The sequence below is a fragment of the Agrobacterium sp. CGMCC 11546 genome (assembly GCF_013365515.1).
GTDB lineage: Bacteria > Pseudomonadota > Alphaproteobacteria > Rhizobiales > Rhizobiaceae > Agrobacterium > Agrobacterium fabrum.
The window spans coordinates 2793044-2816077 of record NZ_CP047387.1; the positions used below are offsets into that span (position 1 = coordinate 2793044).

At 60.2% G+C, this 23034-nt stretch carries 20 protein-coding genes; 6 read left to right on the forward strand and 14 right to left on the reverse strand.

Features of this window, described 5'->3' with window-relative positions; genetic code table 11:
* Positions 1 to 28: 28 nt before the first annotated feature.
* Positions 29 to 1141, reverse strand: coding sequence for an alpha/beta hydrolase (locus GSF67_RS13695; RefSeq protein WP_035214553.1), 1113 nt, complete (start codon positions 1139 to 1141; stop codon positions 29 to 31).
* Positions 1142 to 1292: 151 nt separating this feature from the next.
* Between GSF67_RS13695 and recF the strand changes: the two genes are divergently transcribed.
* The 3 genes from recF to GSF67_RS13710 are packed head-to-tail and all read left to right on the forward strand — an operon-like array spanning position 1293 to position 3684.
* Positions 1293 to 2420 (forward strand): DNA replication/repair protein RecF, encoded by a 1128-nt coding sequence (gene recF / locus GSF67_RS13700; RefSeq protein ID WP_006309897.1) that lies wholly within the window; start codon positions 1293 to 1295, stop codon positions 2418 to 2420.
* A 22-nt stretch (positions 2421 to 2442) separates the two neighbouring features.
* The gene (locus GSF67_RS13705; RefSeq protein WP_010970639.1) at positions 2443 to 3204 is read left to right on the forward strand and encodes a molybdopterin-synthase adenylyltransferase MoeB; all 762 of its coding nucleotides are present in this window, start codon (positions 2443 to 2445) and stop codon (positions 3202 to 3204) included.
* A 3-nt stretch (positions 3205 to 3207) separates the two neighbouring features.
* Positions 3208 to 3684, forward strand: coding sequence for a GNAT family N-acetyltransferase (locus GSF67_RS13710; protein WP_006309899.1), 477 nt, complete (start codon positions 3208 to 3210; stop codon positions 3682 to 3684).
* Between the two features lie 6 nt (positions 3685 to 3690).
* On the opposite strand, the gene GSF67_RS13715 is transcribed toward GSF67_RS13710, so the two are convergent.
* Together GSF67_RS13715 and GSF67_RS13720 are read right to left on the reverse strand one after the other, a co-directional pair.
* On the reverse strand, positions 3691 to 4380 hold the full coding sequence (locus GSF67_RS13715; RefSeq protein WP_006309900.1) for a hypothetical protein: 690 nt from the start codon (positions 4378 to 4380) through the stop codon (positions 3691 to 3693).
* A gap of 48 nt (positions 4381 to 4428) precedes the next feature.
* Positions 4429 to 5433, reverse strand: coding sequence for a D-glycerate dehydrogenase (locus GSF67_RS13720; RefSeq protein ID WP_006309901.1), 1005 nt, complete (start codon positions 5431 to 5433; stop codon positions 4429 to 4431).
* A gap of 180 nt (positions 5434 to 5613) precedes the next feature.
* Here GSF67_RS13720 and GSF67_RS13725 point away from each other — a divergent pair, with 180 nt between their 5' ends.
* Positions 5614 to 6147: an SH3 domain-containing protein gene (locus GSF67_RS13725; protein ID WP_035214555.1), complete on the forward strand. Its 534-nt coding sequence runs from the start codon at positions 5614 to 5616 to the stop codon at positions 6145 to 6147.
* Here GSF67_RS13725 and GSF67_RS13730 read toward each other — a convergent pair.
* Positions 6140 to 7132: an adenosine kinase gene (locus GSF67_RS13730; protein WP_006309903.1), complete on the reverse strand. Its 993-nt coding sequence runs from the start codon at positions 7130 to 7132 to the stop codon at positions 6140 to 6142. The two genes, GSF67_RS13725 and GSF67_RS13730, sit on opposite strands and share 8 nt — an antisense overlap.
* Before the next feature lie 478 nt (positions 7133 to 7610).
* Between GSF67_RS13730 and GSF67_RS13735 the strand changes: the two genes are divergently transcribed.
* Positions 7611 to 8555, forward strand: coding sequence for an AEC family transporter (locus GSF67_RS13735; protein WP_006309904.1), 945 nt, complete (start codon positions 7611 to 7613; stop codon positions 8553 to 8555).
* 6 nt (positions 8556 to 8561) lie between these two features.
* On the opposite strand, the gene GSF67_RS13740 is transcribed toward GSF67_RS13735, so the two are convergent.
* From GSF67_RS13740 to rimP, 9 genes are all read right to left on the reverse strand, one after another.
* Complete coding sequence (locus tag GSF67_RS13740; RefSeq protein WP_006309905.1) at positions 8562 to 9578, reverse strand: class I SAM-dependent methyltransferase; 1017 nt, start codon at positions 9576 to 9578, stop codon at positions 8562 to 8564.
* Between the two features lie 135 nt (positions 9579 to 9713).
* Positions 9714 to 11855 (reverse strand): polyribonucleotide nucleotidyltransferase, encoded by a 2142-nt coding sequence (gene pnp, locus GSF67_RS13745; RefSeq protein WP_006309906.1) that lies wholly within the window; start codon positions 11853 to 11855, stop codon positions 9714 to 9716.
* A 265-nt stretch (positions 11856 to 12120) separates the two neighbouring features.
* Positions 12121 to 12390, reverse strand: coding sequence for a 30S ribosomal protein S15 (gene rpsO, locus GSF67_RS13750; protein WP_006309908.1), 270 nt, complete (start codon positions 12388 to 12390; stop codon positions 12121 to 12123).
* A 165-nt stretch (positions 12391 to 12555) separates the two neighbouring features.
* Positions 12556 to 13503, reverse strand: coding sequence for a tRNA pseudouridine(55) synthase TruB (gene truB, locus GSF67_RS13755; protein ID WP_006309909.1), 948 nt, complete (start codon positions 13501 to 13503; stop codon positions 12556 to 12558).
* Positions 13504 to 13506: 3 nt separating this feature from the next.
* Positions 13507 to 13923, reverse strand: coding sequence for a 30S ribosome-binding factor RbfA (gene rbfA, locus GSF67_RS13760; protein WP_006309910.1), 417 nt, complete (start codon positions 13921 to 13923; stop codon positions 13507 to 13509).
* 75 nt (positions 13924 to 13998) lie between these two features.
* Complete coding sequence (gene infB, locus GSF67_RS13765; protein WP_006309911.1) at positions 13999 to 16740, reverse strand: translation initiation factor IF-2; 2742 nt, start codon at positions 16738 to 16740, stop codon at positions 13999 to 14001.
* A gap of 102 nt (positions 16741 to 16842) precedes the next feature.
* Complete coding sequence (locus GSF67_RS13770; protein WP_006309912.1) at positions 16843 to 17544, reverse strand: RNA-binding protein; 702 nt, start codon at positions 17542 to 17544, stop codon at positions 16843 to 16845.
* On the reverse strand, positions 17541 to 19157 hold the full coding sequence (gene nusA, locus GSF67_RS13775; protein ID WP_006309913.1) for a transcription termination factor NusA: 1617 nt from the start codon (positions 19155 to 19157) through the stop codon (positions 17541 to 17543). Before nusA ends, GSF67_RS13770 begins: the two co-directional genes overlap by 4 nt.
* 63 nt (positions 19158 to 19220) lie before the next feature.
* A complete protein-coding gene (gene rimP / locus GSF67_RS13780; protein ID WP_006309914.1) occupies positions 19221 to 19817 on the reverse strand; it encodes a ribosome maturation factor RimP in 597 nt (198 codons plus the stop codon).
* Positions 19818 to 20105: 288 nt separating this feature from the next.
* Here rimP and GSF67_RS13785 point away from each other — a divergent pair, with 288 nt between their 5' ends.
* Positions 20106 to 21734: an MFS transporter gene (locus tag GSF67_RS13785; RefSeq protein ID WP_035214521.1), complete on the forward strand. Its 1629-nt coding sequence runs from the start codon at positions 20106 to 20108 to the stop codon at positions 21732 to 21734.
* A 22-nt stretch (positions 21735 to 21756) separates the two neighbouring features.
* Here GSF67_RS13785 and GSF67_RS13790 read toward each other — a convergent pair whose 3' ends face one another.
* Positions 21757 to 23022: a lytic murein transglycosylase gene (locus GSF67_RS13790; RefSeq protein WP_006309917.1), complete on the reverse strand. Its 1266-nt coding sequence runs from the start codon at positions 23020 to 23022 to the stop codon at positions 21757 to 21759.
* Between the last annotated feature and the right edge of the window lie 12 nt (positions 23023 to 23034).

Here is a 23034-nt window from a genome sequence, read left to right on the forward strand (position 1 = left end):
GCCGGGACTGTCAGCACAAGTCCACAAACTATTGCGGGTTCACCACCTGACTCGCAAGCCGGAAGGGGCTGGAGACGGTTGCGCCGATTGCATCGAACACGAAGGCGCCGGCGCGACCGATGCCGTTTTGTCCATTGCCGTTCCGGCTTGCCTCCAGCTGCGGCACCAGCGACGCCAACGCCGCGTAGCGGTCATGGTTGAGCGGATCCGAGGCTTTCAGGTTGGAAATATCCATGAACTGAACGCCTTCCTTCAATGCTGCCTCCTGCACCTGGGGATCGGTGACATCCAGTGCGCCGATCCGCGTCACGTCTGCGCCCAGGATGGACGACGCCTTGAGGGCGCGGTCATCCTTGGAGACCAGCACCGTGAGGGGCGGATTGAGCCTGCCGACCACCTCGATCTGCTTGCGGAAGACATCGGCATCGATATCGGGTGCGGCCAGCACCACCTGCAGCTTGGCGATAACGTCATTTCGGCCCTCGAAGCGCAGCTGGCGCAACGCCTCCATGACAAGCCAGCCGCCCATGCTGTGACCGAACACGACAATGCTTTTGCGCGGGGTCTGCCGGGTAAGGTCGGCCAACAATGTGGCCAGTGCATCACGCGAGTAGGTCGCTGATTCCTTGTCGGCCACATAACCGGTGAGGTTGGCTTGCGACGGCCAGGAAAAGACCAGCGGTACACCATCCATATTTGCATCGGCAGCCATCTGCGCCGCGCGGAAGAGTGCTTCCTGATAGCTGTAATTATAACCGTGCACGAAAAGCGCGATCTGTTTGCCGGAGCGGGAAATATCGCCGAGATCGGTGGTGAAACTTGTCTTGCTCAGCATCTGCGCCTTTGTGACGACGAAATCCTTTTTCGCATCAGGTTTGCCGGTCGACCATTCTATTTTTCCACTCTTGTGGGTCGGTGGTATCGAAATATCGAAGCGGGCATAGTTCGGCTCGGCCGCGCGAAGGGCGCTGAACCCCTTTTTTGCCTCTTCGCTTTTTTCACGCGTACTCGCAACATAGGCGGTAACGATTTTCGCGTCCTTCGCCCTCGTATTGACGGCTTGCAGCACGTCCGCTCCCGGCCGCCCGGCGCAGGACGACAGAAGGCTGATCATAAGAACGAAAGAAATAATGAGGCGCATGGACGGGTTACCGGTGACAATGAAAGTCCATAAATAGCTGCCCGCTAAAAAAGTTGCCACTACTGAATAATTCGCGTGGTTTTGGCGCTGGTCGATGGGCTCTGGCATTCGCCACCTTGCCATCCGGCCAGCTTCGTTTTAGGCCGTAACGATGACGAACAAGGTGTCGCTTTCCCGACTGAAACTTACGGACTTCCGCAACTATGCGGCTGCCGCACTTGTGCTTGATGAGCGCCATGTGGTGCTGACCGGCGACAACGGTTCCGGCAAGACCAACCTTCTGGAGGCGGTTTCGTTTCTTTCGCCGGGACGCGGCCTGCGCCGTGCGGTCCTGTCCGACGTTACGCGCGTTGGCGCGGATGCCACCGGTTTTTCGATCTTCGCCGATGTTGATGGCATGGATGGCGAGGTCGCCATCGGCACCGGGATAGAGGGTGATGGCGAGGTAGTGTCACGTCGCCTGCGGCTGAACGGTACGCCGGTGAAGTCCGTCGATGAATTGACCGACCATCTGCGGGTTCTGTGGCTGACGCCCGCCATGGATGGCCTCTTTACCGGTTCTTCATCGGACCGCCGGCGTTTTCTCGATCGGTTGGTCCTGTCGCTTGATCCGGGCCACGGCCGGCGGGCAAGCGATTTCGAAAAAGCCATGCGTGGCCGCAACCGCCTGCTTTCGGAAGGCCGTTTTGATCCGGTCTGGCTGGATGGCATAGAAAAACAGATGGCCGAACTCGGCATCTCCATGGCGGTCGCCCGTTATGAAATGCTCGGCCTGTTGAAGACCCTGATTGAAGGCAGGGCCGGCAATGCAGCCTTTCCTTCGGCAACGTTGTCGCTCGCCGGCTTTATGGATGACAGGCTGAACCGCCCGGCTGTCGATCTGGAAGACGAATATGGTCTCATGCTGCGGGATGGTCGGTATCGGGACGCAGCCGCAGGCCGCACGCTGGATGGGCCTCACCGGGTCGACCTTTTCGTGCGCCACGCGGAAAAGAACATGGAAGCCGAACGCTGTTCGACCGGGGAGCAGAAGGCGCTGTTGGTGGGGCTGGTGCTTGCCCATGCGCAGCTGACAGCCAATATGACCGGTTACGCGCCAGTTCTGCTGCTGGACGAAATTGCTGCTCATCTGGACGAGGGCAGGCGGGCCGCCCTGTTCGATCTCATCCACGCGCTGGGCGGTCAGAGTTTCATGACCGGAACGGATGCGGCCATGTTCTCCGCTCTCGGCGAGCGGGCACAGTTCTTCAATGTTTCCCATGGAGGCATCACGGCATGACGGCAGAGAAATGGAGGACGGCATGGACCCGCTGAGCCCGGAAGAAATCGAACGCTACAAGCGCCACATCCTGCTGCCGGAGATCGGCGGTGCCGGGCAGCAGCGGCTGAAAGCGGCGCGTGTGCTGGTGATAGGCGCGGGCGGTCTCGGCGCTCCCGTCCTTCATTATCTCGCCGCCGCCGGCGTCGGCACGCTCGGCATGATCGATGATGATGTGGTCTCCCTCTCCAATCTCCAGCGGCAGGTGATCCACGACACCGGCACCATTGGCGAGTTGAAAACGGAAAGTGCCCGCAAGACCATCGCCCGGCTCAATCCGCATGTCCGCACGCTTATGTATGAAGAACGTTTCTCGCAGGTCTGGGCGCACGACCACCTGCCATCCTTCGATCTCCTGATCGATGGTTCGGACAACTTCGATACACGTTACGCCGCAGCGGATGCCGCGGAGGCGGCAAAAAGACCGCTGGTCACAGGCGCTGTTGGTCGTTTCGATGGCTCGGTAACGGTCCTGAAACCCTATGAGACCAACGCGGAAGGCAGTTTGCTGCCGGGTTATCGCGACCTGTTCCCGGCGCCGCCGCCACAGGGCCTCATTCCCAACTGCGCGGAAACGGGCATTGTCGGCGCGCTGACCGGGGTCATCGGTACGCTGATGGCGATGGAAGCAATCAAGGTGATTACCGGTGCCGGTGAGCCCCTCATTGGAAGACTGCTGCTTTACGATGCTTTGTCGGCGCGGTTCGAAACGGTAAAATACAAACGTCGGGCAAGGGAGAAATAAACCATGATCGAGATAGCGAAGATCGGCGATGACTTCGATCGCTGGCAGGATCTGCTGGCGCTCATCATGACCTCCTTTGCCTATATGGATGGTGTCATTGACCCCCCATCGTCGGCCTACCGTCTGACGCTCGAAAATCTAGCCGAAAAAGCCAGGGCAGAAATCGCTTTCGTGGCGCTCGATAGTGATGAGCTGCTCGGCTGCCTGTTTTGCCGGCCGGAACCGCCGGCCTCGCTTTATGTCGGCAAGCTCTGCGTTTCTCCGAAAGCGCAGGGAAAAGGTATCGGCAAGCTGCTTCTGCTGCAGGCTGAAGCGCTGGCCCGGGAACTGGCGCTGCCGGCGCTCAGGCTGGAAACGCGTATCGAGCTTCTCTCCAACCATACGAAGTTCGCCGCCTGGGGTTTCGTCAAGACCGCTGAAAACGCTCATGCGGGTTATGATCGGACCACCTCGATCGAAATGACCAAATTCCTCGGCTGAAGCCGCCTATTGCAAAAGGCCGGATTGCACCATCTGGGAGAGGAAGACGGAAGACACGCGGTCAATACCGGTCTGCGGCTGGATTTCTGCCGTTCCCACTCGCCAGATGCTCTTGTCCGGCCCGCTGACGAGCTGAACTTCCGTCGTGACCTTGTGGGTCAGCGGAGCCGTCCTCGTCGCTTCCACCATCTGTTTCATGAGTTTTACGGAAGGCATACGGGTTCTGTCACCAATCTCATCGGCACTTGTGGCGGCCTTCAGCCGCTGGAAGGCTGGCCCGACATCCGGCAGAGAGCAGTTCATTTTTATACGGGCGACAAAAACACCAGCAGGCGTTTGCGAGCCGACATGTGCAGGCTCCGCCTTGCAGAGCACCCGCGCAGTACTCGCCACCCAGAGCTTTGCGAACTGGTCCGATTGTTCGCTCGTCGTTCCCTTGGGGGAATGCACGCCCTTGTATTGACGTTGCCATGCGATCGGGTCTGCAACCAGTTCCATATCGGTATAGCGCTGCCCGCTGCCAGACGCTCCCCACTCTTTGTCCAGGCGGACCATGCTGGCGCGATCAAAATTCAGCCACGCGCGGTAATAGAGTTCGGCGGTCTCTTCCGGTGAAGGCGGTTGAGCACGGGCCGGGCTGCCGACCAGCACGAGCAGAACGGAGATCAGCAACAAAAACTTTGCCTGTATTCCCATTGAACTCTCACTCCCTGTGGTGCTCGAAAGATGCTTGGCTAAGCCGGCTCAGTTCCGCCCCGGCAGCACCCGGTTCGGTGGGCGGTGCCCGTCGAACAATGTGCGGATATTGATGATGACCTTGTCGCCCATTTCGATGCGGCCTTCGATCGTTGCCGAGCCCATATGCGGCAGCAGCACGACCTTGCCTTCCTTGGCGAGCTTGATGAGTTTGGGGTTCACCTGCGGCTCATTCTCATAGACATCGAGACCGGCGCCGGCGATCTTGCCCTCGCGCAGGCACTGGATCATCGCCGCCTCGTCGATGATATCGCCGCGCGCTGTGTTGACGATGTAGCTGGTCGGCTGCATCAGGGCCAGCCGCCGTGCCGAGATCAGGTGATAGGTCGCCGGCGTCGAAGGGCAATTGACCGATACGATATCCACCCGCGCCAGCATCTGGTCGAGACTGTCCCAGTAGGTGGCTTCAAGCTCCGCCTCCGTTGCCGGATTGACGCGCTTGCGGTTGTGGTAATGGATGGAAAGCCCGAAAGCCTTGGCGCGCCGCGCAACTGCGGTGCCGATGCGGCCCATGCCGACAATGCCGATACGCTTGCCGGAAATGCGGCGTCCGAGCATCCAGGTCGGAGACCAGCCCAGCCATTCATCGGCGCCATTGGCAAGCACGCGCGTTCCCTCGATCATGCGGCGCGGCACCGCCAGCACCAGCGCCATGGTGATATCGGCGCTATCCTCAGTCAGCACATTCGGCGTATTGGTGACGGTGATACCTTTGCGGGCGGCCGCATCGACATCCACATGGTCGATGCCGTTCGAGAAGCTGGCGATCAGCTTCAGCTGCGGTCCGGCTTTCTCGATCATCGCAGCGGTGATGCGGTCGGTCACGGTCGGCACCAGCACATCCACGCGCTGCATGGCGGCGACAAGCTCCTCCTCACTGCGCGGGCTGTCGTCGATATTCAGTTCCGCATCGAAGAGTTCGCGCATTCTGGTCTCGACGACGTCAGGCAATTTGCGGGTGATATAGACTGTCGGTCTCTTCTTGTGGGTCATCGTTTGCCGCTGCCTTGTTCAGAAGTCATTAACCAGAAAGAGCGATAATTTCTTTCAATCAGGGCGTTTCTACCAGACCCACCGGCGAAGACAAATAAAACTCGCCGTGGCTTGAGGCATGTGGAAACGCGCCCCCTCGAATATCATCCGGTTTGCAGAAGGCGGGAAACGGAAATGGGCATGCGCAGTGTGGTTTCTATCGTTTGCATTGCATTGTCTCTCGGCCTCCTCGGTGCGGCGGGAGAAGCCATGGCGCAGGGTGCGGCCAAGGGCGCAAGCGGCCTGCCGCTGCCGCGTTTCGTCAGCCTGAAATCCAAGCGCGTCAACATGCGCATCGGCCCCAGCACGGATTATGCCGTGTCTTGGATGTATCTGAAATCGGGAATGCCGGTGGAAATCATTCAGGAATATGAAAACTGGCGACGCATCCGCGATGCCGACGGGACGGAAGGCTGGGTCAATCAGGCTCTGTTATCAGGCGAACGTACGGCCGTCGCCGCCCCATGGATGCGCGGCAAGGGCAAGGAAGTCTATGTGAACATGCGCCGTGAGGCACAGTCTGGCGCTGCCGTGACCGCCCGGCTGGAGCCAGGCGTCGTCTTCCGGATCGGCGAATGCAATGGTGACTGGTGCCGTGCCGAGGCCGGTCAGGCCTCGGGCTGGGTATCCCAGGGGGAAATCTGGGGCGCTTACCCCGGCGAAGCCTTTAAATAAGGCCGTGTTTTTCGCCCAGCGCCTTCAGAGATGACATGGGGCGTGGTCCGACCTGCTGAATGACCGCAGCCGCCGCAAGGCAGCCGAGTTTGCCGCAATCTTCAAGCGAACGGTCCTGCGTATAACCGAAGAGGAAACCTGCGGCGAAAAGATCGCCCGCACCCGTCGTATCGACCACGTCATGCACGGGATAGGCTTCCACCTTCACACGTTCCGTGCCGCGCAGGATGACGGCGCCTTCTTCGCTCATCGTCACCGCGGCGATCTTGCAATCGGCGGCGATTTTCGTCAGCGCCAGCTCAAAATCCTCGGTTTCGTAAAGCGAAAGCGCTTCCTGCTTGTTGGCGAAGACGATGTCCACCGTGCCAGACCGCATCAGGTCCAGAAACTCGTCGCGGTAGCGGCCGACGCAGAAGCTGTCGGAGAGCGTCATGGAGACTTCGCGGCCGTTTTCATGGGCAATGCGGGCGCATTCGCGAATGGCATCCTTGGCACGCGGCGGATCCCACAGGTAACCTTCGAAATAGGTGACCTTGGTCTCAGCCACGACGTCGTCTTCCACATCTTCCGGGCCGAGATCGACGCAGGCGCCGAGATAGGTATTCATCGAGCGTTCGCCGTCTTCGGTCACGAAGATCATCGAACGCGCGGTCGGCGGGAATGTGCCTTCCGGCTTGGTTTCGAAATAGACGCCCTGGGCGCGGATGTCGTGCTGGAAGATTTCACCGAGCTGGTCTTCGGCCACCTTGCCGAAATAAGCGGCTTTGCCGCCGAAATTCGCAACGCCCGCCGCCGTGTTGCCCGCGCTGCCGCCGGAGGCTTCGAGCGCCGGTCCCATCAGCGAATAAAGCAGTTCGGCGCGTTCCGCGTCGATCAGGTTCATCGCACCCTTGGTGATGGCATTGTCGTTGAGGAAGCGATCATCGCAGCGGGAGATGATGTCGACGATGGCATTGCCGACAGTCAGTACGTCGAATTTCGTCATAGGCCCTATCCGGTTCGCACGGGGTGTGCTTTTTTCGAATGGTCTTAAACATTTCTGGCTGCAAGAAAAGCCCAAAGAGAAAATATGCGGTTCTCAACGACAGGCGCAAGCGCGTCATTTCTCTGTAATGTGGTTAAGCTATTACTCCGATCAGAGCAAAAGGTGTGTGTATGCGTACCGAAATAGAGGACATGAGGTCTTCGGGCTCAACCGTTATCTCCGCCACGGATGTACTGGCGGCATTTAACGGACATAAAAGGCGGGGGTGACCCCGCTTTTTCTTTTTTGGGGACGTTCCAGCCTGCGGTATCGCGCGGATGTTGAGCGGCGGTTCTGCCCATGGATCTCCAAGTTACTTCCCTCCGGCACGCCTCATTTGATGAAAACAAAGAGTGAAAGCGTATTCGCGATTCCATTCCCGCGGAAAAGGCTCTAAAGCGGAGTTATCTCCCGCAAAAGCCGCGAAAGCTTTCCCTCCATGTCTGCCGTTGCCGCGAATGTCGCCCCGATTTTCATTCTTATCCTGATCGGCTGGCTGACCGTCAAGGCTGGCCTGTTCAGGGCGGATGCCGGCGATATCCTCAGCGATTTCGTCTTCAAGATCGCGGTGCCGACATTGATCTTCCGCACGCTTGCAGAGGCGAATTTTCACGGCGCATCGCCCTTCCGCCTCTGGATCACCTATTTCGCCGGCGTGGCCGTCACCTGGGCGTTCGGGCATATCGTCACCCGTTATGTCTTCAAGCAGGATGTGCGCATCGCCGTCATCGCCGGCATTTCCTCGGCTTTCGCGAATAATATCTTCATCGGCCTGCCGCTGGTCGGGCGTTCGGTGGGGGATGAGGGGCTGGTGGCTCTCTCCATCCTGCTCGCCATCCATCTGCCGGTCATGATGATTGCAGGCACCATCCTGATGGAAAATGCCACACACAAGGCGGTCGGGGGCGAAAAGCGCGGCATGGCTGCGGTCTTCAAACAGGTGGGCCGCAATCTCGTGACCAATCCGCTGGTGATCGGTCTTGCCATCGGGCTTTCGACCAATGTTTCCGGCGTCGCGCTGACACCCATTTTGAAAACCGTGGTCGATCAGATCGCCTCGATGGCGGGGCCGGCGGCTCTTATCTCGCTCGGCATGGCGCTGACGAAATACACCATTCGCGGCAATATGGGCATTGCCGTCACCATGACCGTTTTCAAGCTGCTGCTTCTGCCTGCCTGCGTATGGGCCATGGGCCACGCGCTCGGCCTCAGCCGCGAATGGACGGCGGCGCTGGCGCTCACGTCGTCGGTGCCGACGGGCGTGAATGCATGGCTGATCGCCAACCGCTTCGGTATCGGCCACAGTGTCGCGGCCTCCACCATCAGCATTTCCACAGCGACCGGCGTTCTGTCCGTGTCGCTATGGGCCTGGCTGCTGAGCTGATTTTGGTTATTTCTGGGCGCTCAGGATCTTGAAGCGGGCGTTGCGGCACACTTCGGCGGTCGTGCGGAATTCCGCCGCCAGAACCGGTTCGTAGGGCAGACCGCGATTGGCCACCATCAGCAGCTTGCCGCCGCTGCGCAACGCACCGGCCGCAGCCTTGATGAAGGCCTGGCCCAACGCCGGTTCCGCCGCCTGTCCGGCTGCATGGAAAGGCGGGTTCATGATGATGAGGTCGTATTTTTCCTTCGGCGGCTCGTTTGCCAGATCCTGCCAGAAGAAGCGTGCCGTCAGTCGCGGATTGTTTTCGAGAAGATTGGTCTTGGCGAATTCCAGCGCATTCCAGTCTGCTTCGAAAAGATCGATACGGGCGGTGCGCGGCGATTTTTCCGCCAGCATGATGGAGAGATAACCCCAGCCTGCACCGAAATCGGCTGCATTACCGTCAAAGTCGGTCGGCAGGCGCGATGCGAGAAGCTCCGAACCGTCATCCACGCGATCATGGGAGAACATGCCGGGCAGGGCGGTAAAGCGACCCTCGACAGTGGCGGGCTTCTGGGCAAGCTTCAAGACAGCGGCGGAGACATCCTCCGGCCGTTTGAACCAGATTGTGACGCCGTGATATTTCGGTGTCGATTCCGACTCGATGCCGAGCTTCGACAGCGTCTTGCGCAGCGTCACAATGCCATCTTCCTTCGATCCTGCCGCGACGATCAAGCCGCCGGCCTTCACGCGCGAAAGCGCTTCTGCGACACGGTTTTCGTTCTCGCCACGGTGCTTGCCGCAGAGCAGCAGCGCCGCATCGTAGTCTTCGCCCGAAACGTCTGGGGCAACCCCTGTGCCCTGAGCCTCAAGAGCGCGATAGAGCGGGCGAAGATGCTGAACCGCGACGATCTCCGCATCGAAGCCATCCAGCCGTGGGCCGGCTTCCGCTCCCAGAAACAGAACGCGTTCGCCTTCTTTCGGCATGGCAAGCATGTCTGAGGCAAAGGGATGGAAAAGGGTTTTCACGGCGTCACGGCTCATTGGAGCGTCCTCAAGGTAGGATGGAGTTTGTCAGGGAAAAGTGGAAACCGGTTTTCCCGAAAAGACAAACGATAACAAAAACGAAAAAAAGGCGCGGGCAGAACCCGCGCCTCGATAGGGTCTGGCGGCGCAGCCTTATTCGGCAGCGGCTTCGCCGTCTTTCTTGTCGGCAGCGACTTCCTTGCCGGTTGCCTGGTCGACAACCTTCATGGACAGGCGAACCTTGCCGCGCTCATCGAAGCCCATCAGCTTGACCCAGACCTTGTCGCCTTCCTTGACGACGTCGGAGGTCTTGGCGACACGCTCGGAAGCGAGCTGCGAGATGTGGACGAGGCCGTCACGAGCGCCGAAGAAGTTGACGAAAGCGCCGAAGTCAGCGGTCTTGACAACAGTGCCTTCGTAGATCTGGCCGACTTCCGGTTCCGCAACGATCGAGTGGATCCACTTGCGGGCCGCTTCGATTTCCTTGCCGGAAGCAGAAGCGATCTTGACGGTGCCGTCGTCTTCGATGTTGATCTTGGCGCCGGTCTTTTCGACGATTTCGCGAATGACCTTGCCGCCCGAACCGATGACTTCACGAATCTTGTCGACCGGAATGTTCATGACTTCGATGCGCGGTGCGAATTCGCCGAGCTGGCCACGGCTCTCGGTGATGGCGTTGGCCATTTCGCCGAGGATGTGCTTGCGGCCACCCTGTGCCTGCTCCAGAGCGATCTTCATGATCTCTTCGGTAATACCGGCAATCTTGATGTCCATCTGCAGCGAGGTGATGCCGTCGGCCGTACCCGCAACCTTGAAGTCCATGTCGCCGAGGTGATCTTCGTCACCGAGGATGTCGGAGAGAACCGCAAAGCGCTCGCCTTCAAGGATCAGGCCCATGGCGATACCGGCAACCGGCTTAGCAAGCGGCACGCCGGCGTCCATCAGAGCAAGCGAGGTGCCGCAAACCGTTGCCATCGACGAGGAGCCGTTGGACTCGGTGATTTCGGAAACGACGCGCAGCGTGTAGGGGAACTGTTCCGCAGTCGGCAGCATCGGACGGATAGCGCGCCATGCGAGCTTGCCATGACCGATTTCGCGACGGCCCGGGGAGCCCATGCGGCCTGTTTCGCCGACCGAGTAGGGCGGGAAGTTGTAATGCAGCAGGAAGCGTTCCTTGTACATGCCGGTCAGGCTATCGACATACTGTTCGTCTTCGCCGGTGCCGAGCGTCGCAACAACGATCGCCTGGGTCTCACCACGAGTGAACAGCGCCGAACCGTGGGTGCGCGGCAGGATGCCGACTTCGGAGACGATCGGGCGAACGGTCGACAGGTCGCGGCCGTCGATGCGGCTCTTGGTGTCGAGAACGTTCCAGCGAACGATCTTGGCCTGAAGGTGCTTGAAGACGGCGCCGATTTCTTCCGGGCTGTACTTCGCTTCGCCTTCTTCCGGCAGGAAGTGCGCCTTGACCTTCGCCTTCACGGCGTCGACGGCGGCGTAACGCGCAGCCTTTTCGGTGATCTTGTAGGCGGTGCGCAGTTCGGTTTCGGCAAGGCCGAGCATTTCATTTTCGAGCGCGGAGAAATCTTCCGGTTCGAATTCGCGCGGTTCCTTGGCGGCAACTTCAGCGAGCTTGATGATCGCGTCGATAACCGGCTGGAAGCCCCGATGGCCGAACATGACGGCGCCGAGCATGACGTCTTCGTTGAGTTCCTTGGCTTCAGACTCCACCATCAGAACGGCGTCCTGCGTTCCGGCAACAACCAGATCCAGAACCGATTCATCCATCTCGTCGAGATGCGGGTTCAGAACGTATTCGCCGTTGATGTAGCCAACGCGCGCGCCGCCGACCGGACCCATGAAAGGAATGCCGGACAGTGTGAGCGCAGCGGATGCGGCAACCATCGACAGAACGTCCGGATCATTTTCCAGATCGTGCTGGATGACCGTGACGACAACCTGCGTGTCGTTCTTGTAACCTTCAGGGAAAAGCGGACGGATCGGACGGTCGATCAGACGGGAAACGAGGGTTTCCTTTTCCGACGGACGACCTTCGCGCTTGAAATAGCCACCGGGGATCTTGCCGGCTGCGTAGGTCTTTTCCTGATAGTTGACGGTCAGCGGGAAGAAGTCCTGGCCGGGCTTCGGAGACTTTGCGGAAACCACAGTCGCGAGAACCATCGTCTCGCCGTAGGTTGCGATGACGGCGCCGTCAGCCTGACGGGCAACCTTGCCGGTCTCAAGCTTCAGCGGGCGGCCTGCCCATTCGATTTCCACGGAGTGTTTATTGAACATATCTTGTCCTTGTTTGTGCGTGCCACCAAAAAGGGGCAACGAATGACGCAATCACGGGCAAGACAGCGGGAGGCTTTCAAGATCAAGCATCCTGCAATCCTGCCCCATGACAGGTCTGCGGTTGAAAAGGCGACACCGGCCCATCCGGGTCTACCTTATCGGTCCGGGGCCACATCTGCGGCAGACGCCCGGAAATTCATGTGGCCTTCAAAAGGCCCGATATAAAAACCGGCGGGTATCGTTGTGAAACCCGCCGGATAAGATTTTAGCGGCGAATGCCGAGAGCACCGATCAGCTTGGTGTAACGGGCTTCGTCCTTCTTCTTCAGATAGTCGAGAAGCGAACGGCGGCTCGAAACGAGCGTCAGAAGGCCACGACGGGAGTGGTTGTCCTTCTTGTGGTCCTTGAAGTGACCGGTCAGGTTGTTGATCCGCTCGGTCAGGATTGCGACCTGAACTTCCGGAGAACCGGTGTCGCCTGCCTTGGTGGCATATTCCGTGATGAGGGCGGCTTTGCGCTCTGCAGTAATCGACATCGTACGATCCTTTCTTGTTTTAAGGAAAAACGGGGACGCCTAGAGCCGGGATGTCGTCCAGCTCTGGCCATTCAGCAGCACAGGCAAAGCCCAAGCTGGCGCTGCCTATAAACTATTCCGGGTGCAATTGAAAGAGGCGATTGACAGCGCCTCCGAGCCGTATGGTTAGCCAAAAACCCGCTTCGGCCTGAACTCGCCTTCGCCGATCTCGCCGATGGCGACCAGTTTGCCTTGCGCGGTGGCATAGGCTTCCGGGTGATTGGCTGGCGCATCGCGCCCGCGCAGCAGGATGGGGTTGCCCATCTTCAGCCTGTGCGCCTGATCATCGTTGATGATAAGGCGGGGAAGGGAGGACAACGCCTCGGCCGTATCGATCAGAAAGGCATCAAGCGCTTCCAGCCGTTCGTCACGATCTTCTATCGCTTCCAGCGCCGTCAGCGTTTCGAGCGGCACCATCATGTCTTCGCCGAAGGGGGCGACCATGGTGCGGCGCAGTTCCGAGATGTGGCCGAAACAGCCGAGATCGCGGCCCATGTCGCGGGCCAGCGCCCGCACGTAGGTGCCCTTGCCACATTCCACCTCGAAATGCGCGGTATCGGCGTCCGGGCAGGCCAGCAGCGTCAGACGATGGATCTCTACCTCGCGTGCGGGAATTTCCACCGTCTCACCATCACGCGCCAGATCATAGGCACGCTCGCCGGCGATCTTGATGGCGGAAAACTGCGGCGGTGTCTGCATGATCACGCCGGTATAATTGGGCAGAATATCGCGGATCGCCTGCTCTTCCGGGCGCTGGTCAGAGGATTCGACTACCTCACCCTCGAGATCGTCGGTCGCGCGCTGTTCGCCCCAGGTCACGGTAAATTCGTAGATCTTCCGGCCGTCCATGACGTAGGGCACGGTCTTGGTGGCGTCGCCGAGCGCGATCGGCAGCATGCCGGACGCGAGCGGATCAAGCGTACCGGCGTGGCCCGCCTTCTGGGCGTTGAACAGCCATTTGATCTTGGAAACGGCCTCTGTGGAGCCGAAATCGAGCGGCTTGTCGAGGATGAGCCAGCCCGAAATCGGACGGCCTTTGGGTTTGCGGTGCTGCTGTTTACGTGGTTTGGACATGCTTCAGTTCTGTTCGTCGTCTTTTTCGTTTGAAGGACCGAGATCGCGCTGAACTTCAGGCGAGCGCAGGAGCGCGTCGATCTTCTGGTAATTGTCGAAACTCGTATCGTCGCGGAAGCGCAGTTCCGGCATGTATTTCATCTGCCGAAGCTGCGGGCCGAGGCGGCCGCGCATGAATTTTGCGTGGCGGTTCAGCGCGCTGATGATGTCGGTGTGATCGGCAACGCCAAGCGGCGTCACGTAAGCGGTGGCGATCTTGAGATCGGGCGACATGCGCACTTCCGAGATGGAAATGACGGTGCCTTCGATCAGATCGTCGCGAACTTCGCCGCGCTGGAGAATTTGTGTCAGGGCGGCGCGCACCTGTTCGCCAACACGCAGCATGCGTTGCGAAGGGGCCGATGATGTAGCTTTTGCCATGGGTAATGCCTCAAACGGAGCGAGCGCCGGTAAGCCGGCGCCCGACAGTAAATTCCTGTTTTGCGGCGAGAACGCTTAGAGCGTTCTCGTGATGTGTTCGACGCGGAAGCACTCGATGGTGTCGCCGGCGCGGATGTCTTCGTAGTTTTCGAAGGCCATACCGCATTCCTGACCGACCGGCACTTCGTTGACTTCGTCCTTGAAGCGCTTGAGGGTCTTGAGCTTGCCTTCGTGGATGACGACGTTGTCGCGCACCAGACGGACACCCGCACCACGTTCCACCTTGCCCTCGACGACGCGGCAACCCGCGACCTTGCCGACCTTGGTGATGTTGAACACCTCGAGAATTTCTGCATTGCCGAGGAAGGTCTCGCGACGTTCCGGCGAAAGCAGACCCGACATCGCCGCCTTCACGTCATCCACCAGATCGTAGATGATGTTGTAGTAGCGGATTTCGATACCGGCGCGTTCGGACGCCGTACGTGCCTGTGCGTTGGCGCGAACGTTGAAGCCGATGATCGCGGCGTTCGATGCCTCGGCAAGCGAGATATCCGATTCCGTGATGGCACCAGCACCAGAGTGAACGACACGAGCGCGGACTTCGTCTGTGCCGAGCTTGTCGAGCGAAGCGATAATGGCTTCGACCGAACCCTGCACGTCCGCCTTGATGACCAGCGGAAATTCCTTCAATCCCGAAGTCTGCAACTGGCTCATCATCTGTTCGAGCGAGCCGCGCTGGCCGGTCTGACGGGCGACAGCCTTGTCGCGGGCCAGACGCTGGCGGTACTCGGAAATCTCGCGGGCGCGGCTTTCGTTTTCGACGACCGCAAAACGGTCACCGGCCGAGGGCGTGCCGGAAAGGCCGAGAATTTCGACCGGCATGGCCGGACCGGCTTCCTTGACGTGGTCGCCCTTGTCGTTGACGAGCGCACGTACACGGCCCCACTGGTCGCCGGCGACGATGATCTGGCCGGGCTTCAGTGTACCCTTCTGCACGAGAACGGTGGCGACGGCGCCACGTCCACGGTCCAGCTCGGCCTCGATGACCGTGCCTTCCGCCGTGCGGCTCGGATCTGCCTTCAGATCGAGGATTTCGGCCTGAAGCAGGATCGCCTCGAGCAGCTTGTCGAGATTGAGCTTGTTCTTGGCCGACACTTCGACGTCAAGAACTTCACCACCCATCGATTCCACGAACACTTCGTGCTGCAGCAGCTGCTGGCGAACCTTGTCCGGGTTTGCCTCGTGCTTGTCGATCTTGTTGATTGCAACGACGATCGGAACACCGGCTGCCTTGGCGTGATTGATGGACTCGATCGTCTGCGGCATCACGCTGTCATCTGCGGCAACAACCAGAACGGCAATGTCGGTTGCCTGTGCACCACGGGCACGCATGGCCGTAAAGGCGGCGTGGCCGGGCGTGTCGATGAAGGTGATCTTGTGACCGTTCTTCTCGACCTGATAGGCGCCGATATGCTGGGTGATGCCACCGGCTTCACCGGAAACCACGTTTGCCTGACGGATGGCGTCGAGCAGCGAGGTCTTGCCGTGGTCGACGTGACCCATGATGGTGACGACCGGCGGACGGGAAACCATCTCGCCTTCATCGTCCGTCTGGTTGAAGATGCCTTCTTCGACGTCGGATTCAGACACGCGCTTGACGGTGTGGCCGAATTCGACCGCGATCAGTTCGGCCAGATCGGCGTCGATCACGTCGCCCGGCTTCAACATCTGGCCTTCCTTCATCAGGAACTTGATGACGTCAACTGCCCGTTCGGACATACGCTGCGACAATTCCTGAATGGTGATGGTTTCCGGCAGGATGACCTCGCGCAAAACCTTTTCGCGGGTTTCCTGCATCTGGCTGCGGCGGAATTTCTCCTGCCGGCGGCGCATGGATGCCATGGAGCGGCCGCGCGGCGTGCCGTCTTCCTCCAGATTGGATGTGACGGTCAGCTTGCCACGACGGCGTTCTTCTTCCGTCTTGAGACGAGCAGCGGGCTTGGCCGGAGCCGGAGCCACGACCTTGCCGCGGGCCGGAAGGCTGCTGCCGCGACGCACGGCACCACGATCGTCCTCATCGTCACCACCGGTACGGCGTCCGCGCGGAGCGGCAGCGTCGGGTGTGGCGGGAGCGGAACGGGGAGCGGCGGCCGCAGACTGCGGGCGGGCGTCAGTGCGAGGCGCCGGCGCGGCGGCCGCAGCCGGCCTTTCGCTGGCAGGCTCGGCTCTTACTTCAGCGGCAGGCTGGCTTGCAGCCACCTTGGCGGCCGCAGCCTCTTCGGCGGCGCGGTTTGCTGCTTCCACTTTTTCGGCGGCGATACGCTGTTCTTCCTCGACCTTGCGGCGGGCTTCATCTTCGGCGCGCTGCTTGGCTTCAACCACGTCGCGAGCCTGCGCTTCCATCAGCGCGCGGCGACGGGCTTCCATTTCGCCTGCCGAAAGATCATGCAGAACATTGCCACGCGGACGGTCGGCCTGGCGCTGCTGGGGCGCGGACGAGCCGGAGCGTTGCTGCGACTGGGAGGAACCCGGACGCTGCTGCTGGCCGCCTGGCTGGTGAATACGCGGCTGGGGAGCCTGCGGACGCGCCGCCACCGGGGCAGGGGCGGCAGGCTTCGGTGCTGCCACAACAGGCTGAACCGGCTTCTCGTCTTCAGGTCGATGGGGGCGGCGCTTGCGTGTTTCCACGACAACCGCGTTGGTGCGACCTCGACCCATATCCTGCCGCACGGTGCCCTGATTCATCCCGCCCGGTTTCAGGGTAAGAGTCTTCTTGGCCGGCGCATTGAGTGTCTTGTCGTCGTTGTTGTCGGTCATTCCGTTCCCGTTCCTTCGGACGAGAACCGGATGACGTCCATCAGGTCTCGTCGTTCAATTGCTGCATCGGAACGCGGCGACCGTTGATGTCGGTTAACCGCGTCATTGTTCTGTCCGGGCAGCGTCGCGTTCCGCCTGAGATCGACCGCCAAGGCGGTACTGCTCAAGCATCGTTGCGCGCTTCACTACACCCTCACCCGCCTGCCCTGCAAGCGCGCAGGCATGGATAAAAGCATTCTGGCCCATCAACTCGTCCATTTCGGCTTCGCTAGAGAGCCGGAAGGACGGAATTTCATTGCCGGCATCACTGCCGAGCGCCCAGGCCTTGCGGGCCTGGTCCAGTTTTCTTACACCGTCGGCCGCAGCATCGGTCGCGTGGAACACGGCGATCGCGTTCCCGGACCGGACGGCTGCATCGACCTTCGTCGCGCCGCTGATGAACTGGCCCGCCTTGCGCGCCATGTTCATCATTCCTGCAAGCTGCTGCGCCATCAGCCGGTCGAGAAGAGCGAGAAGCTCGGGTCCGGCCTTGACGTCGCGTTTAAGAGCCCGCGCGAAGAGCTTCTTCGCGATGGCCTTTTCGATCAGGGCGCGCTCGGGTGTCACCCAGCAGCCGCGCCCCGGCAATTGGCGTTTCAAATCCGGAACGACGCTGCCGTCCGGGCCTGCGACGAAGCGGATCAACTCATCTGGCGATCCGCTCTGCCGTGTCACAATGCACATACGTCCATTAACGTCGCCCTTGATCCGCCCGTCATCGTCAGTCTCGGGCAGATCGTCCGGCTCATGCGCCTGCGATGTCATTCCTGTTCGGCGGTATCCGCCTCCTCGGCAGCTTCCGCCTCGACTTCCTGTTCGGAAGCAAGCTCTTCAGCGGTGATCCAGCCTGCCAGAAGACGGGCCTGCACCACCATGTTCTCGGCTTCGACGCGCGAAACATCGAGCTTGGAGAAGATGCCTTCGAACTTCTTCGTCTCGCCGTCCTTGCGCTCACTCCAGCCGACCAGATCGTCCGCTGCGCAGCCGGCAAAGTCCTCGATGGTCTTGATGCCGTCTTCACCGAGCGCGACCATCATCTGCGAGGTCAGGCCATCGATCTGGCGCAGCTCGTCGGTAACGCCGAGTTCCTTGCGCTTGGCGTCCATTTCGGCTTCCAGGCGTTCCAGATATTCGCGGGCGCGGGTCTGGATTTCATCAGCAGTGTCTTCGTCGAAGCCATCGATCGAGGTAATTTCGTCAAGATCGACATAGGCCAGTTCTTCAACCTGTGCGAACCCTTCCGAAGCCAGAACCTGGCCGACCATTTCGTCGACATCCAGCGCTTCCATGAAGAGTGCCGTGCGCTCGTTGAATTCCTTCTGGCGACGCTCGGATTCTTCCTGCTCGGTCATGATGTCGATATCCCAGCCGGTCAGCTGCGATGCCAGACGCACGTTCTGACCGCGGCGGCCAATGGCGAGCGACAGCTGCTCGTCGGGAACAACCACTTCGATACGCTCGGATTCTTCATCCAGAACGACCTTGGCGACTTCCGCCGGCTGCAGGGCGTTGACGATGAAGGAAGCCGGTTCCTGGCTCCACGGAATGATGTCGATCTTCTCGCCCTGGAGTTCGCCGACAACGGCCTGGACGCGCGAACCGCGCATACCGACGCAGGCGCCGACCGGATCGATCGAGCTATCGTTCGAGATAACGGCGATCTTGGCGCGCGAACCGGGGTCACGGGCAACCGACTTGATCTGGATGATGCCGTCGTAGATCTCAGGGACTTCCATGGTGAAGAGCTTCACCATGAACTGCGGATGGGTACGCGACAGGAAAATCTGCGGGCCGCGCTGTTCGCGGCGAACGTCGTAGACATAGGCGCGAACGCGGTCGCCATAACGCATGTTTTCGCGCGGGATCATCTCGTCGCGACGGATGATGCCTTCGCCACGGCCGAGATCGACGATGACATTGCCATATTCGACGCGCTTCACGGTGCCGTTGACGATTTCGCCGATGCGGTCCTTGAACTCGTCATACTGACGATCGCGCTCGGCTTCACGTACCTTCTGCACGATGACCTGCTTGGCGGACTGGGCAGCGATACGGCCGAAATCCATCGGCGGCAGCGGATCGGCGATGAAGTCGCCGAGCTTGGCGTCGGGGTTGCGGTCGCGGGCGAGCTCCAGCGGGATCTGCGTCGAATAGTCTTCAGCCGCCTCGACCACTTCCAGAAGACGCTGCAGGCGGATTTCGCCGGTCTTGGAGTTGATGTCGGCGCGGATGTTGGTTTCCGAACCATAGCGCGAGCGGGCAGCTTTCTGGATAGCGTCGGCCATTGCGGCAAGCACGATTTCGCGGTCGATGACCTTTTCGCGCGCCACAGCATCGGCGATCTGCAGAAGCTCAAGCCGGTTAGCACTCACTGCCATTTTTTTATCTCCGTAAGTCGCATAATTGCGGGGATCGCCCGTTTTCCGGGCTTTACGTTGGAATTAGTCTTCGTCTGCTTCGTTTTCGTCGTTCTGGTTTGCGGCGGCGGCCTTTGCCGCCTTGTCTGCCCGCAGCGCATCACGAATAAGGTCGTCCGTCAGAATGAGCTTCGCATCGGAAAGCGCATTGAACGGAACGACGACCGTCGGCTCTTCGCCATAGGCAATCTGATCGCGTTCCAGCTTGAAACCATCCGCATCGACCTCAACGATCTTGCCGCGAAACCGCTTGCGGTTTTCGACCAGAATGGAGGTCTCGACCTTCACCAGATGGCCCTGCCAGCGGGTGAAATCCGTTTTGCGAACCATCGGCCGGTCGATGCCGGGCGAGGAAACTTCGAGATGATACGCTTTCTCGACCGGATCTTCCACATCAAGAACCGGTGAAATCGCCATCGAGATGGCTTCACAGTCCTGAACGTTCATCGTTCCGTCTTCCCGCTCGGCCATCACCTGCAGCGTCATGCCGTTCTGGTTGGAGAGCCGCACGCGCACCAAGAGATATCCCATGCCCGTCAGAACAGGCTCGATGATCTCGGCAATGCGCTGGTCGATGCCCGTTTCGGTTATCAGTCGCGGTTCTTGTGCGGTGTCTGCCATCTGGCCTTCCGGTCTTTAGATTTTCACCGGGCACTCAGCCCGTGGTTTCCGGTTCGCCTAACGAAAAAGAGCGGAGCCTTGCGGCCCCACTCTTCATCAAGCGATCAAGAATTTCAGGGGTCATATAGACCCATCGGGGCAGGATTGCAAGGTTTTACCGGGCTCTTCCGCTTTGGGTCCCGCCTCCGCCACATTTTCACCCTTACCGTGTCGGAAAGGCTGGCATGATCGTCGGCACTGTCTATAGTTGCCGTTTGACAAATCGCAGTTGCATCAAGTGGACAGAGCGTGCCTGACCGTAAATCGCCACTCGCGCCTTTAAGGCATTTGACTTACAGACGAATCTGGATCGCGAGCCTTGCCTCGAATTTCGGCGGATTGATCCAGGCGGTGGGTGCCGCGTGGATGATGACCTCGCTTTCGAGTTCGGAAAACATGATCGCTCTGGTGCAGGCTTCCACCTCTTTGCCGATCATGATGTTCTCGCTGATTTCAGGCGCGCTGGCCGACAGTTTCGACCGTCGCCGCATTATGATTTCGGCGCAGCTTCTGATGCTGACGGCCTCCGTGCTGCTCACCGTCTTTGCCTGGTCCGGCTGGCTCACGCCCTGGCTGCTGTTGTTCTTCACCTTCATGATCGGCTGCGGAACGGCGCTCAACAATCCCTCCTGGCAGGCCTCGGTCGGCGAAATGGTGCCGCGTGAGGATTTGCCCGCCGCCGTGACGCTGAACAGCGTCGGCTTCAACATCACCCGCAGCGTCGGCCCGGCCATCGGCGGTATCATCGTTGCCGCCGCCGGTGCTGCTGCCGCCTTTTTCGTGAATGCGCTGAGCTATTTCACCCTGATCTATGCGCTGTTTCGCTGGCAGCCGCCCAAATATGCGTCGACCCTGCCGCGCGAGCAGCTTCTGGCCGCCATCTCGGCCGGCATGCGTTACGTGGCGATGTCGCCCAATATCGGCAAGGTGCTGGTGCGCGGCTTTCTCTTCGGCCTCTCCGCCAGTGCCATTCTTGCCCTGATGCCCATTGTCGCCCGCGATCTGGTCGAGGGCGGCCCGCTGACCTACGGCGTCATGCTGGGTGCCTTCGGCGTCGGCGCCATTGGCGGTGCGCTCGTCAGCGCCCGGCTGCGGGAAGTCATGTCCAGCGAATGGATCGTGCGTGTTGCCTTTCTGGGCTTCGCTTTCAGCTCCGGCGTAACGGCGGTCAGCACCAGTTCGATTATCACCTCGCTGGTTCTCGCCATAGCCGGTGCCTGCTGGGTGCTGGCGCTATCGCTCTTCAACACGATCGTCCAGCTGTCCACCCCGCGCTGGGTGGTCGGCCGGGCGCTGTCGCTCTATCAGACGCTCACCTTCGGCGGCATCGCTGTCGGCAGCTGGCTGTGGGGCGAGTTGGCGGAAGATTACGGCATTTCCTATTCACTTCTCTGTTCGTGCGTGCTGATGCTGCTCGGCGTTGTCGTCGGCCTCAAGCTCGCCATGCCCGCCTTCGCTTCGCTCAATCTCGATCCGCTCAATCGTTTCGTGGAGCCGCCGCTGAGACTCGACGTCAAGCCGCGTAGTGGACCCATCGCCATTCTGATCGATTATGAAATCCATGATGAGGATCTTGGCGAATTCCTGCCGCTGATGGCGGAGCGCCGCCGCATCCGTCTGCGCGATGGCGCACGCAACTGGAACCTGATGCGCGATCTCGAAAACCCCGATATCTGGACGGAAAGTTACCACGTGCCGACATGGGTGGAATATGTCCGCCACAACCATCGTCGCACCCAGGCGGATGCGGAAGCCTGGGACCGGCTACTGGAGCTTCACCGCGGCAAGACGCGGCCGCGGGTGCACCGGATGATCGAACGGCAGACCATTCCGCCAACCGACGATATCTTTCACAAGCCCCATACCGACCAGCATTAAAAGACGATGGGCCGGAGACGGATTATTTCAGCTTCGCCTTCAGTGTCGCATCGGGAAAACATGTCGGTGCAAGGCCGTTTTTCGACTGCCAGTCACCGAGTGAGCGGCGCGTCTTGAAGCCCGCCAGCCCGTCCGCCTTGCCGACATCGTAACCCTTGGCGACCAGAGCCTTCTGCATGGTCAGCACGTCGGAGCGCAGCATTGACCCGACATTGCCCCATTCCCCCTTGAACGGTCCCGCTCCATGGGCGATGCGGTCGGCGAGATTGCCAATGAAGAGCGCGTAGAGGTCAGAATTATTATATTCCTTGATGACATAGAAATTCGGCGTCACCACGAATTCCGGCCCATGGCGCCCGGCCGGCACCAGCATCATGCCGTCGGCGGTCAGGTCATTGACAGGAAAGGCTTTTCCGGAAATGCGGGTAATGCCCATCTTCGCCCAGTCGGCCACCGGTCGGGCCAGATCAGGGCCTTCCTGCGCGCAGGAAACATTGGCGGGGATGGAGACTTCGAAGCCCCAGTCGCGATTGCGCTGCCAGCCGCGCTGGGAAAGATAGTTCGCTATGGATGCCAGTGCATCCGGCACCGAATTCCAGATATCGCGGTGGCCATCGCCATCGAAATCCACGGCATATTTGAGATAGCTCGACGGCATGAATTGCGGCTGGCCAAGCGCGCCGGCCCAGGAGCCCATCATGCGTGAAGCCGCTATATCGCCGCTTTCGACGATCTTCAGCGCATCGATCAGCTCGGTGCGGAACATCTCCTTGCGGGTCGACATATAGGCTTTCGTGGCCAGCACATCGACCACCGAATGCGGCAATTTTGCCCGACCGAAACCGGATTCGCGGCCCCAGATCGCAACGACGATATCGCCGGGAACACCATATTTCGCCTCGATCCTGCGCAGCGTCGCTGCGTGCGTGGCCGCAAGCGAACGGCCGGTACCGGCAAGCCCCTGTAACCGCTTTTCGGAGAAATAAGCGCCAGGCGAGGAGAATTCCGCCTGGCTCTGGCTCTGTTCCTTCGGCGGTTTCTGACCGGGAATGACAAGATCGGGCAGGTTCCAGCTGATGGAAAGACCGCTGAGCGTGGCCTCCAGCGTCTTTTGCGAAATACCGGCCTTGCGGGCCTCCGGCCAGATTTCCTTTTTCAGCCAAGCATTGAAGTCTGCATCATATTTGGCGGCAGCAGCACCTGTTGGGGCGGACTGTGCAAGAACTGTCGTTGCTGAAAAAACGGAAAGAATGGCGGCCAGTGCCTTGGTAGCAAATCGGTGTGGCATTCGGTCTCCTCT